This window comes from Trueperaceae bacterium (assembly GCA_002707365.1).
Taxonomy (GTDB): Bacteria; Deinococcota; Deinococci; order Deinococcales; family Trueperaceae; genus UBA6957.
This window is the reverse complement of the sequence record PAMQ01000007.1, coordinates 43,369-56,429: the sequence shown is the minus strand read 5'-3', so window position 1 is coordinate 56,429 and position 13,061 is coordinate 43,369. Positions and strand designations below refer to the sequence as shown.

8 protein-coding genes and 2 tRNA genes are annotated in these 13,061 nt (G+C 46.4%); 5 read left to right on the top strand and 5 right to left on the bottom strand.

The window, feature by feature from the left end; genetic code table 11:
* The first annotated feature begins 60 nt into the window (after window positions 1–60).
* Both purH and CMO31_02415 read left to right on the top strand, forming a co-directional pair.
* A complete protein-coding gene (gene purH / locus CMO31_02420; protein ID MAZ52854.1) occupies window positions 61–1,572 on the top strand; it encodes a bifunctional phosphoribosylaminoimidazolecarboxamide formyltransferase/inosine monophosphate cyclohydrolase in 1,512 nt (503 codons plus the stop codon).
* Window positions 1,573–2,340: 768 nt separating this feature from the next.
* Window positions 2,341–4,902, top strand: a complete 2,562-nt coding sequence (locus tag CMO31_02415; protein MAZ52853.1) for a ribonucleoside-diphosphate reductase — start codon at window positions 2,341–2,343, stop codon at window positions 4,900–4,902.
* A 126-nt stretch (window positions 4,903–5,028) separates the two neighbouring features.
* On the opposite strand, the gene CMO31_02410 is transcribed toward CMO31_02415, so the two are convergent.
* Window positions 5,029–5,601, bottom strand: a complete 573-nt coding sequence (locus CMO31_02410) for a hypothetical protein (protein MAZ52852.1) — start codon at window positions 5,599–5,601, stop codon at window positions 5,029–5,031.
* Window positions 5,602–5,779: 178 nt separating this feature from the next.
* Between CMO31_02410 and CMO31_02405 the strand changes: the two genes are divergently transcribed.
* A tRNA-Asn gene (locus CMO31_02405) sits at window positions 5,780–5,854 on the top strand.
* A 272-nt stretch (window positions 5,855–6,126) separates the two neighbouring features.
* On the opposite strand, the gene CMO31_02400 is transcribed toward CMO31_02405, so the two are convergent.
* Window positions 6,127–6,414, bottom strand: a complete 288-nt coding sequence (locus CMO31_02400; protein ID MAZ52851.1) for a hypothetical protein — start codon at window positions 6,412–6,414, stop codon at window positions 6,127–6,129.
* Between the two features lie 59 nt (window positions 6,415–6,473).
* Between CMO31_02400 and CMO31_02395 the strand changes: the two genes are divergently transcribed.
* Together CMO31_02395 and CMO31_02390 are read left to right on the top strand one after the other, a co-directional pair.
* A complete protein-coding gene (locus tag CMO31_02395; GenBank protein MAZ52850.1) occupies window positions 6,474–7,814 on the top strand; it encodes an amidase in 1,341 nt (446 codons plus the stop codon).
* A 148-nt stretch (window positions 7,815–7,962) separates the two neighbouring features.
* Complete coding sequence (locus CMO31_02390) at window positions 7,963–8,694, top strand: hypothetical protein (GenBank protein MAZ52849.1); 732 nt, start codon at window positions 7,963–7,965, stop codon at window positions 8,692–8,694.
* Window positions 8,695–8,891: 197 nt separating this feature from the next.
* Here CMO31_02390 and CMO31_02385 read toward each other — a convergent pair whose 3' ends face one another.
* From CMO31_02385 to CMO31_02375, 3 genes are all read right to left on the bottom strand, one after another.
* Window positions 8,892–11,057, bottom strand: coding sequence for a hypothetical protein (locus CMO31_02385; GenBank protein ID MAZ52848.1), 2,166 nt, complete (start codon window positions 11,055–11,057; stop codon window positions 8,892–8,894).
* 181 nt (window positions 11,058–11,238) lie between these two features.
* Window positions 11,239–11,315: transfer RNA gene (locus tag CMO31_02380), tRNA-Pro, on the bottom strand.
* A gap of 494 nt (window positions 11,316–11,809) precedes the next feature.
* The gene (locus tag CMO31_02375) at window positions 11,810–12,991 is read right to left on the bottom strand and encodes an ABC transporter permease (GenBank protein MAZ52847.1); all 1,182 of its coding nucleotides are present in this window, start codon (window positions 12,989–12,991) and stop codon (window positions 11,810–11,812) included.
* Window positions 12,992–13,061 lie beyond the last annotated feature (70 nt).

Below are 13,061 nucleotides of genomic sequence, written 5' to 3'. Positions count from 1 at the left end.
CATGATGACTTCCGGTCAATTAAGCTGCAGGCGCATTTCAGGGGGGGTTTTTAGTTTTATATGGCAACAGCTCTTATAAGTGTTAGTGACAAGCGGGGACTTATTCCGTTCGCGGCGGGTCTTATAGAACTAGGTTTCGACCTGATCTCTACTGGGGGCACGTTAGACGTCCTCCATCAGGCCAGTATCCCAGCTGTAGCTGCTTCTAAGGTGACGGGACACTCTGAGATTCTCGGGGGGCGGGTGAAAACTTTACATCCCCGCATTTATGGTGGCATTCTTTCTCGTCGCAATAGAGACCATAGCGCTGAGCTTGAAGCCCACGGTATTGGAGAGATCGACTTAGTTGTGGTAAATCTCTACCCCTTTCGTGAAGCAGTAAAAGATCCAAGTATTAATCTTACGGACGCTCTGGAAAATATCGATATTGGCGGGCCTGCTATGGTCCGGGCAGCAGCCAAGAATTTTCCGGTAGTAACTGTAGTGATTGATCCTGAAGACTACGATACTGTGTTAGAAAGGCTTAAGCTTGGCGAAATCCCAGACCGCCGAATTTTAGCCCGGAAGGCCTTTGCGCATACGGCTGCTTACGACGCGGCTATCGTTCGTTATCTAGACGCGGATGAGGAGCAACCTGATACCATTCACCTCACCCTGAATAAAGTAGAAACACTACGTTACGGAGAGAATCCGCATCAGGCAGGGTCACTATATTTTGAGGAAGGGGCTTCTGGCTTTTGGGGGGCGGTAACTCGCCACAAAGGCTTGGCACCTTCATATTTGAACCTTTTCGATGCAGATGCTGCGTATAGGCTTGTACATGAGTTGGAGGGTGACGCTTGTGTGATTGTTAAGCACGCTAACCCATGTGGGGTAGCACTAGGGCAAAGTGGTTTAGAAGCGTACCAACGAGCTTTTGATTGTGACCCTAAATCTGCTTTTGGTGGGGTGGTAGCCCTTAACTGTACTTTAGATCTTGACGTGGCGGAAGCGATTATGGATAATCCCAAAGCTGACGTCGTAATCGCTCCTCACTATGCGGAGAAGGCCCTAGAGGTTCTGCGCTCTAGACGCAAGGCGATGAGAGTCCTTGAAGCTCCGACTCCTTTTGCTCCATATAGAACACTGCGAGGTGTTGATGGGGGTTTTCTAGTCCAGGATGCAAATTTGGTGCCACGGGATCGTTCTGACTGGCGGGTTGTAACCAAACAGAAACCCACAGAGGACCAATGGGTTGATCTTGAGTTGGCCTATTTGGTGTGTGCTTTCACTACGTCTAATGCAATAGTACTCGCTTCAGAAGGACGAGCAGTTGGTGTTGGAGCAGGACAGCAAAGTCGGGTAGATGCCTGCGAGTTGGCCGCTCATAAGGCAGCTGACCGTGCGGTCGGTGGTGCCTGTGCTAGCGACGCATTTTTTCCTTTTAGAGACGGCCTTGATGCAGCCGCAGCCGCAGGTGTAAAAACTGTAATCCAGCCTGGTGGCTCAGTTAGGGATGATGAAGTTATCGCTGCTGCAGAAGAGCAAGGTTTGGCCATGGTGCTTACTGGCATGAGACACTTCCGGCATTGAGGGTTTGCAGTAAATGCCGGAAACCAAAGTTTGAGGAGTTGGCTATAAAAATTTAATCGTTACCATTCTTAACATTCGACAGGAAGATTCCAGAACGTCTCTTGGTTCATCAAAACATTTAGGCCAGTTCCTAAATGAGCAATTTAGTCGATCGATTTGTTGACAGAAAGGTTTATAGCGTTATTTATTTGTGAATCGAAGGAGCCCGACTACGGAATGAAATTAAGGTTCTCTCTACGAATGCTAATCGATTCTGACATCTCGCCCATATGTCTTAAATTAAGCTTTATGATTCTTTAGATGCCCGAAGGAATAATAAGCCACAATTTTTGGTTTACGGTCAGTAGCAACGTAACGATATATCAAGGTGCTTTTTCAGAACAGTTAGTCCCGAACTGCTATAAACGTTATTGACTATAATCTTGTTCAAAACGCTGTTAGCTAATCCTGGAGCATCAGGGTTATGGTTATCGTAAGCCCTTTCTTATTGATTATCGATTAAGCGCTTTAGGTTTGGTTAGAAGTATAGAGTTTAGGTCAGTAGCTTCCGAAAAGGCCCGAGTACAGCATGCAAATCACTTATAGTATTCAGTATTTCACTACCTACAATATCTAGTACTAGTAAGCTTGATATAGATAGGAAGAAGTGTTAATCTCAGTCTCTACTTGAGACAAGGGCATGGAGGGGAAAAGATCGTGTCTAAGGCCGTACCGTCTGCAGAAAGTTTGAATGTTGAGCACTTTGATCCGCACGCAGTAAGCATTGCCATGCGTCAGTACTTACAACCCAAAGATAACGATCTGTCAGGAGTGTTCAAGCGAGTTGCAACTTGGGTGGCCAGCCCAGAACAAGGTGACGAAAAAGCATACTATACAAACGCATTCTTTCAACTGATGGCCTCAAAGCGATTTTGTCCAGGAGGCAGAGTGCTTGCAGGTGCAGCCACTAGCCACGGGAATGTACTCAACTGCTTTGTTCAGGATGGTCAGCCTGAGGCTGAAGGAAGCAATGGGTGGGTTCTTAATCTTGCAACAAAGTTAGCTCTAGTCACCAAAGTAGGAGGAGGTAATGGACTTTGCCTCGATCCTATTACACCGAAGCGAGTTTATTCTGGGCCAGCTGGTAATTTGTTCCTCACTGTTTCCCCGAATCATCCTGACTATCAGAAGGTGAAGAGCGGTACCTTTTTTGATCTAGTTCACGGCGAATATCACACCCAGGGCTATCGCTACCTTTCGTTTCTCGATCAGGCACAGGTGCCCTCCTCCCTGAAAAGTATTAGCGTCAGAGATTCTGTCGGTTCTATTTGGAACAGCGCTGGAGAAGCCGTAAAGTCTATTCTTGCAGGTGAAGATGTAATTTTAGACGTGAGTGAATTACGTGCGGAGGGCACACCTGTTCAAGGTTCGGGTGGAACTTCAAGCGGCCCGTCCAGCTTTGCGGTAGAAGTATTCGATAATTTTGGTTACTGGGCAAGCTTAGGAGCAGCAGAATATGCAGGCCCTGTAGCTACGCTTCGCCACATCTTTGCCCCCACTTTGCGGGTAATAAGGCAAGGCGGTACTCGTCGCGGCGCAGGAATGGCGACAATGTCTATTACCAATCCAGATCTCCAAGATTTCATCACGGCAAAGGATCTTGACCGAGAACAGCAAGAGGGAGACATTAGCACCTTCAACATAAGCGTATTAGTAAGTGACGACTTCATGAAGGAGAATATTGCTGACGTCAGGCAAGGCGTCTTATGGGATATAGCTAACCATGCTTGGCAAACTGGTGAACCAGGTTTGATATACATTGATCGCATCAACGAACATAATCCGATGCGGGCGGCAATGGGCGATATCTGCTCAACTAATCCCTGTGGGGAAATTCCCCTTTATCCGGGTGAACCCTGTGACCTTGGTGCCATGAATCTAGCTGCTTACGTATTAGAATCGGACGCTGGATTAGAGGGGTTTGACTTCAATAGTTTCTATAGCGATGTAAAAACTTGCACCCGCTTTCTCGACAATGTCTTGGATGTAAATGCTTTTGCGTTAGAAGACAATAAAGAGATGAGCATGAGCCTGCGACGCCTGGGGCTTGGGGTTATGGGTCTGGCAGATGCTTTAATCAAAATGGGCTTTGCATACAATAGCGAGGAGGGTCGGGCAGCTTGCACTTCTCTGATTGCTGCTTTGCGAGATTCTGCAACTGAAGCTAGTGAGGAGCTTGCTGGTGAGCGGGGATCCTTTCCTCGAATCGCAGAAAGCGCTTTAGAAGAACCTAGGAGAAACATTGCTGTCCTAACAGTCGCTCCAACCGGTACAACCAGTATGTTGATGGGAGTATCCAGCGGGGTAGAGCCGGTCTTTGCTCCGTTTATTTATCGGAAGATCGGAGACGAATATAACGCTCTCATCCATCCACTTTTCAAACAGCTCCTCGAAGAATATCCTCCCCATCGAGAGTATGCTCTGGAGGGTAACTGGAATTGGGAAAAAGTAGTTGAGGCCGTACAGAACAATCATGGCAGCGTCCAGGGCTTGAATTTCGTACCAGATGCGGTTAAAACAGTGTTGATCTGTGCTCACGATATAAGCCCAGAGGACCACGTGCTTATGCAGGGAGCAGTCCAGACTACTTTTGACGGTGGCAAGAAAGTTGCTAATTCCATCAGTAAGACGATAAACATGCCTAATGATGCCACTGTTGACGACGTTTACAATGCTTATAGCCTCGCGTATAAGTCGGGATGTAAAGGCATTACCGTTTACCGGGATGGTTCAAGGCAATATCAGGTTCTATCTACTAAGGCTAAGCCCAAAGAGGATAAGGTAGACGAGGTCAAAGATCAGGAGCAAATATCTTTTGGTGGTACAGAGCGTCTTCCTGGAGAACCACTTTTTGATAGACCAGGACGGCTCACTGGATTTACAGATCAAGTCAAACTAACAGATCTACACGGTCAAAAACGTGGATTTTATGTCACGGTTAATCAACAGGATGATCTGCCGACTGAGGTGTTTATTAGTAGCGGAAAAGCTGGTGATGAGGCTAATGCTGATAGTGAGGCGCTAGGTCGAGTGGTTTCTATCGCCCTTCAGTATGGTGTTCCAGGCGAAGCCTTAGTAACGACTTTACGCGGAATTAACGGTGGCATGTATGGGACTTATCAGGGGCGCACAGTTGCTTCTAAAGCTGACCTGATAGCAGTCGCTTTGGAGACATCTGGCGTGGAGAATATTCTGAATAGAGGTAAGGGTTGTCCAGATTGCGGATCACCACTTAGGTTTGAGGAAGGGTGTCAGAAGTGCGAAGGCTGCGGTTATAGTAAATGCGGTTAAGTCATTAAATTTCAACAGATTTAGTGAAGAGCAAGTTTATACAAGGCTATCTGAGTTTTCTAGTAGAAATTTCTTATAGGGTCGATAGCCTTTAGAAGATGTTCCAAATGAAGTCCGTAACTAATTTCAGTCCCAAATAGCCGAATGAAGTAGTGTGTCAATCAGTTGACCAAGAGCCCAGAGGCCTGCAGGGCTCCCTAAACCAGTGTCTGCAATGACCTTAGTTGTCGTTCCTGAATTAACTAGCAAGTAAGTAGTAGGGTTGTCTAACAGACCTGGGAAAGTATCTGGCATATTAAACACGCGAAGCTCATCCGCGAAGCGACGGACCTGTCTGAACCGTCCTAAGTCAACATAACCAGTAAAGACGCCAATACGGTCAACACCCGATTCTCCGGTGTAGCGGAATCGTCCGTCAAGTCCAACAATGAAGGAGTAAGCTGGACAGCCGACAAGGCAAGCAGTTCGTTCAATTCCGATCTCTAAAACGTCTGGTTCTGAGGTAAGGGGTAGGCACTCAGGAGCGGTTACTCGTTTCACACCTTCGGTGGCCTTAAGCGTGTTGTCGTTGGTAACGGGCGACGATCCACATTCAAGAACTACTGATGATCGAGCCAAGATATCGTGTAATTCCTTGAGTTCACCTGCGAGAGAGAGGGATATAGTCGCCAACGAAATTACCAATATAATTTGTTTCACAGCTCTATCATGCAACATAATCAGGGTCAAAAGTAAAATTGCTACTCTGAGTGGCTCATTTTTAACATTCGAAAGTCATTGAACTTCCAAACGCCAAGCTGATCTTGTCAAGGTATAGGTAGCTTTGCTAAACTGCGGAGCGTTTTTCCGGGCTGGAGAGAATAGTCCAGCTATGTAATCGGCGGTAGCTCAGTGGTAGAGCGGTCGGCTGTTAACCGATTGGTCGCAGGTTCGAATCCTGCCCGCCGAGCCATATACCTTTTAGACAATAAAATTTCTAAGTTACATAGGGTTTTGCTGGGGGACTCTTTATTCAAATTGAGTTTAGTCTTTTCAAGAAGACCTTATGTCTAATGCTTGATCTTTCAAGTTCTCTACTTCGGTCTTAATTGGGAATCTTAAGTTCGGAGTGATTTATTGGATCTGATAAGCCATTTAAGACCTTTTAGAACCTATCTTTACTTAAATTCATAAGGGGCGATACTAACAACTGCCATTCTACAAGAAAGATTCTTTACTCTGATATCAATCAGTCTCTGTCCAAAATCTTATCAGACCCGTTGGGTTAGAGACAGCTTGGCGGGCAGCTGCCCAGGCCCGCTTTAGTTCCATCTCGTCTGGAGTAAGCCCAGCTTCCGACCGACCTGCGTTAGTAGTAACTTCATCTTCTTTGGCATTGAGAACACGGTTCAGGACTGCATGAAGTGAATCTCTAACTGCTAGTCCTTCCCTGAGCATATCCTGAAGTTCCAGGACACGTACCACGAGATCTTCAGAGCTCATTACCTTTAGTTCTTGGCGCGTGCGCTGCATTAGAACCCCTTTCGCTAACTATCGTACCGCGACTAGGCTTAAAGCGGTATTCTTCATTTATGGATCCCAAGAGCTTATCGATCAATCAGCTGTCGAAAGCTTACCTTGATGGCTCCCTTCGTCCCACTACGGTGACTAGGATGTATCTGGATTCAATCAAGCCTGACTTCTCTTACCGGTTGGTTACGGAACGGCGAGCTCTAGAACAGGCTTCTAGAGCTGAAGAGAACTTCAGGGCAGGGATAACAACGGGGCCTCTTCAGGGAATCCCTATAGCCCTTAAGGACCTTATGGATACTAAGGGGGATGTCACTTCTGCCGGTTCACGTGTTTTGGCCAATCGTCCTCCAGCAGCTCAAGACTGTCCTGCAGCGGCTCGGCTTGAGGTAGCTGGGGCAGTATTCCTTGGCAAGACCAATATGACAGAGCTAGCATTTTCTGGTGTTGGGATAAATCCACATTTTGGTACACCTGGCAATGCTCTCAATGCAGCTCTCATTCCCGGCGGTTCTTCGTCGGGTTCTGGTGTTGCAGTGGCAGGNAAAGCCGCCTGTGCGGCCATAGGTTCCGATACTGGGGGGTCAGTACGTATTCCAGCTGCTTTTAATGGGATTGTCGGCCTTAAAGTAACTGACAAATTGCTTCCAACCGTTGGTGTAGTTCCTCTATCAACCACTCTAGATACTCTGGGGCCAATGACTAGGACTGTTGCAGATGCGTGGACAGTTCTCCTAGCGCTATCTGCAAGGGTACCAGAAGAGCTCGAGCAGGTTGATCGCCGTATGACGCTTCTGGTACCTACAACGATACTTCTAGAAGATCTCGATCCGGTAGTGGAAAGGGCTTTTGCTGGACTTTGCGAAAGCTTGACGAACGCTGGTCATACGTTAGAGTACCGAGCAGTTCCCCTACTGAAAGAGGTGGGTAAACTCTACAACCAATATGGAAATTTTGCTAGCCATGAGGCCTTAGCTGTCCACGGGGACCTCATAGCTAGTTCGGGCGAACTCATGGATCNACGGGTAACCAAACGCATTCTAGAAGCGAAGGACAGGCAAGCTACCGAATATATTCGCCTCACCTTAGNCCGCGCANCATTGATTCGAGAATTTTGGCAGAATTGCAAAAACTATGACGCTATTCTCTCACCGACAGTACCTATCTTGCCGCCACCCATAATAGAACTACAGGACGAGGAACGGTATTTTGAGGTGAATCAATTGTGCCTACGGAATACCTCTATTTTTAATTTTTATAGTGGTCCAGCTGTAAGCGTACCGATCGAATCTGGGCTTCCAGTTGGCGCAATGATTGCTACAGCACCCAACCAGGAAAGACTAGCCATCCAGATAGGAATGGAGGTTGAGCGACTCCATACATCAGGCAAAAGTGTCGATTAAAATTACCTAGAGCCCATAACTCAGCGAGAATTCTGTCAATCTTGCGTCCCTTAAGAGACCTAGAATCGTTAGTGTGAGCCATAAGGATTGACAAAGATGTTCTTAAACGTCTCACGGGTAACCACCCAGAGCCGAAAAGGAGTGATCGATGGTTAGCGAAATGGATGATTTTCTATTTGATTTAAGAGGTTACATAGTTTTGAAACAGGCGGTTTCGGAAGAGGATTTGGTTGAATTAAATGCNTGTGTGGACAGGGTGTATGAAGATGGAAAGCAGGACTACGATGGGTATGAACAATTTGGTTTTAACATACATAATGTTGTTGAATCAGGAGAGCCTTTTGAACGATTAATTGACCATCCTTCTTGGTCCGAACACCTGCACAGGTACATAGGAATTGATCGACCGGTGTTAGAGGACAGCGGCGTAATCGTGCGGGCTCAAGGGCAAGCTTCGAAGCTTCATTCGGGAGCACACAAGCGACGTATAAATACACAGTTTCGTTATCATAATGGNGAATTTCGTTGTGGCCANATCAACGTAATTGTTGCTCTTAATGAGGTTGGTCCGGGTGATGGTGGGACAATGATTGTATCTGGTAGTCATAAGTCCAATTTGATTCATCCGGCTTTCGCTAGTTCGGAAGCTACACCAGGTGGTTCATTGGATAAAGTGGAGGGTACCGTGGAGGTATTGATGGATNCTGGGGATGCTCTTCTTTTTGTTGATTGTGCTGCTCATGGTTCTGGTAAGAGAGTGAATCCAGGTGTACGGAGGGCAGTGNTATNNNGNTATGGTCCTAAGTGGCAGACGTATCGGCCTAGCGAGGAGTTGGTTGGTCGTCTTACGCAGGAGCAGCGTGATTTCATGAACGAGTAGGGATCAGAAGGGCTAACCAAACCGACCATACAAAACGTTATTTTCATGACACTTAAATCATGGGGAAAGTAATTGCTTGGCTATAACTTAATGAAGCATCTAAGGTAAACGTTGCGACAAATTGCCCTATAGCAGGAACTATAATTTCGTAAGCTTTATTGAAGCGCTTTCACCTTTCTGTATTTTCGGGTTCTTAGTTAACGAAACCCTACTGTATAAGGCAATTCCCCACCATTCCAACCTTCGTAAGCACTAATTCTCAGGTAATAGGTTTTTTTGCCGGTTACTGTGAAGTCAATACGGGAGCAATATCCGCTACCAGGTTTATCGTCATTAGTAGCCAAAACAGTTCCTTCTGAGCTGTAAAGGGTGAGAATCGTATCTGCCTTGCCATAGGTCGGTATGCAATCACCGAACGTTTCGACAGTATAGGTTCCACTCTTTGGGATTAGTAAGGCGAAGAAGTCAAAAGGCCCGGCGTTAAGATCTATAACATCGCCATTCAGGTAAGCGCCCTGGAGGAGGATGTTGTCTGTCTCGAAATCTTCATTAGGTTCCGATTCACTTGGCTGGTTGGTAGTGATGTCGAAAACGAAGTCCCCAAGGGAGGACACGTTAACAACACTCATCACCGCAGAGTTGTTACTACTGCTATAAGCACCTGCTTCTTCAGTATAATCCTGGGTGTCGTTTTCGATGCTATCAATATAGGCCTGGACAAAGAATTCTCCAGTTGGAACTATCCCATCAAAGATGTAATTGTTATCATCATTCGCTTTAACTGTATCAATAATGGATCCAGTAATCGCGTTATACAGACGAACTTTAATGGTAGGAGGTGGAGGTGGTGGGGGTGGTGTGCAATCTAGAGCACCATCAAGGTCCAATCTAGGTCTAATCAGATTGTTACGGCTATCGGTTATTGCAACACCTGCGGTGTCTAAGCAGTCTAGTATCGAACTTACGCTACCACCGTCAGCAATAGAGGGGAATTTATCTCGCATTACCGCCCAAGCCCCTGCAATGTGTGGAGTTGCCATCGATGTGCCTTGCCAATTACTAAATCCCTCATTTGGCACAGAAGAATTGATATATGCCCCTGGGGCAAGAAGATCTACCAGGTCTCCGCTATTGGAAAAAGAAGAGATTGTGTCAACTGTTGTTCCCGATGAACCATCATTAGTTGAACCTACACTTACTGCGCTCGAAATGCAGGCTGGTGAGCTAATCCCTGTAGTAAAGCCGTTATTACCTGTTGCTATTACCGTAGCGATGCCAACTGACAACAGATTATCTATNGCTGATTTTTGTGCACTTGAGTCGCACGCAGAATTATATGGTCCACCGCCGCCAAGACTCATGTTCACCGCAGCGATATTTATTCCGTCATTATGGAGCTCCAAAACTCTCTGGAGTCCGAGTATTTGATCAGACGTCCAACTTAGTACACATGGGCCACCAGCACAATAGTTGTCGAAGCGAGAAAAGACCTGAATAGCGATTATGCCGCCGTCGCTTGCAACACCTGAGGAGCTATTGCTAGTTCCTGCTGCTATTCCTGCTACGTGGGTTCCGTGATCACAACCAGAAATAGTCGACGAACAGTTGACCCCAGAACCCACCGCCGTAGAGGAATCTTCGCCGCTAGGACAAACTGATACTGACTCCGCAGTAGTACTCGAATAACATGCTTCAGAAACAACTTTGCCTGTTAAGAAGCTGTGTGAGCTATCCACGCCGGTGTCAAGCACTGCGACTGACCAATTAGTGCCATCGTAACCGTCTTCCCAAGCGTTGTCAGCGTCAACTAAGGGAATGCTCTCATCTAAGGTTGGCGGTACAGGGATGTCTTGTTCGATACTGGCTACCATCGGGTCGTTAGCTAGGACTAAGATAGTATTGGCGTTAGCCTCAAGAGCTAATAATGGTGCTATGTGAAACGTCTTAACCTCATTTACGCCATTTGCGGGCAACCGTTGCAACAAAGATGCCTGTGTGTACGATAGAGCTTGCTTCTGGGCCTTGGAAAGGTCTGGGCTTAGAAAACCCTCAGGTATAAATTGTTGATTTAATTTGACTATTATTCGCAAAGTACCTTTTTGCTGAGCACGTGCTATTAGGTCATCTATACCCACTTGGGCTTGAAGGGCTGTAGGTAAAGGTTTGATAGGGGATATTACTTGTTTGGGTGGGGAAATTATGGAAACAGTTGAGTTGCTGGTGATAATTTGGCCAGAAATGGTACTCAATGGTCCTGATGGTGGCTCAGAGCCACCATCAGGACCATTGTTTAAACTGCCACAGGAAGCGCCAACCAAAATCAGGAGGAGAAGGGCCAATNCCGTAACCACAGGTCTCGTCATTGTTGANNCACTGCCTTNTTATTAATCATTAAGGTTTAGTGTAGACCTATCATTTCTCCGGACTTTANCCTATTTANGAAGGTTTTGTAGGTTCGCATAATTGATAACCATAATTATAGAGCTTGAGAAAAAAGTTGAAAAAGCCGCTCGTAACTCGAACGGCTTTTTCAGGGCTGTTGCGTGGTCGGGGCGAGAGGATTTGAACCTCCGACCCCCTCGTCCCGAACGAGGTGCGCTACCAGGCTGCGCTACGCCCCGGCGCAACGGCCTACTCTATTCGAATGTCTTGGCTGCGGTCAAGAAAGGGCTCTTAAATTTTAATGCCCACCTAGGTATTCCTCTCGCAAAAAGCCTTCCCGTTCAAACAAAGGAATATTCCAGAGTGCTCCTTCTTGAAGTCGCTATTTTTAAACCTACGGTCCCACCTGGTAAGAAGTACGCGGGTCAATTCGGGCTGAATAGTTGGAGGAGGACAATGCATTATTCAACCGCTTCGGGTTAATGTTTTTTGTAGCGCTAATGTGATGGTACCTTTCTGGCATTGTTTGTGCCTGAAATATGTTTTCGTGTATATCAGGTCCTTTAATAAGCGGAGCCCTATGAGAAGCTAAATACTTTGGTTATTTGCGATAATTAGTCTCACGATTAGGTAAACATTTATGGAGTGTAATTTGAGTAAAGGGCTTTTACCGAGCATCCCGAGAATAAAAACAAATCCTAGTGGCAGTTTAAAGCTAGTCCTTTGTACCTANTCACCTAAGAACGTTTNCNGGNAGAAGGCGGCTTGCTCTTCTAGCCGGAAGTAGGCCTGCCAGGATGCTCGTTGTGATTGAAAGTAGTCCCACCCAAACAAAATCTAGCCATTGTAGTTGGACAGGGAGCTCTGTGATGAAATATAGGTCACCAGGAAGTGGGTAAGGTTGGAATCGAAAGTAGAGGCTAGTACCTATACCAAATAGCATGCCGATAATGGTTCCGGTGAGACCCAGTATGAATCCTTCCATCGTGAATATCGCTAGGATCTGACGACTCGATGTCCCTAGAGCTCGGAGTATGGCAATCTCCTCAGTTTTTTCTGCAACGCTCAAAACCAGAATATTAGTTATCCCNATAGCAGCAACAAGGACTATTAGGAAAACTACAGCCGAAATCAATGCTTTTTGTAGTCGCAATTGGTGTAACAAATTGCTAAAGAGGTGTTCCCAAGAGAAGGGTTGCATATTGAAGTCATTACCAAGGTGTATGCCTATGGCACTTGCTTTATCTGGTTCGTGCAGGCGAATGTAATAGCCGGTGATCTCACTATCGAGACCTAAGTACTTCTGGAGATTGCTGATCGAGATGTAAGAAACGATTCNATCAATTAGTTCATTACCAACTTCGAATGTGCCTACAAGAGAGAAAAAGGCACGATTTCCTCTGATGTCATTTATTAATATTTCCTCGCCTAAGGTAATGCCTAGTTGCCTTCGGGCTAGGGATGTACCAAGAACAATTCCATTATCTGATGTGATTGCGGTAGATTGTTGAGTAAGAACTGGGAGATCCAGGACCTTTCTCATGAGATCAGGTTCAATCCCGATTAGTTGCGTAAATCCCTGGCTTCCCCTAAGGCCAAGTGTTTTGTTAGCTCGTCGAGCAATTAGCGCTTGGCTCGTAAGGAATGGAGCGGCTGCTGCGACCTCAGGCATGCCATTAAGCCTCGTAAGCATCTCTGGTTTGTCCTGGTGAGTACTGCCATCAAAGCTTTGGAGAACCAAGTGAGGTGTTGCTTGTAGTGTACTGTTGATCAACTGTGCAATGAATCCATTAGTAAGGGAAAGAGCTGTGATTAGAACCATTACGCCAACGCCAACCCCAAGTACTGTTAATCCGCTTTGGAGACCTCGTTTGCGAATGTGACGGAAAGCGATAAAGAGAACAAAGGGTGCCACAATCTAGTAGGTAGGATAGCTTTGGTAGCTTGTTGTAAGCAAGCTCAGTGNCGGTTTGAGACTGGGAGGG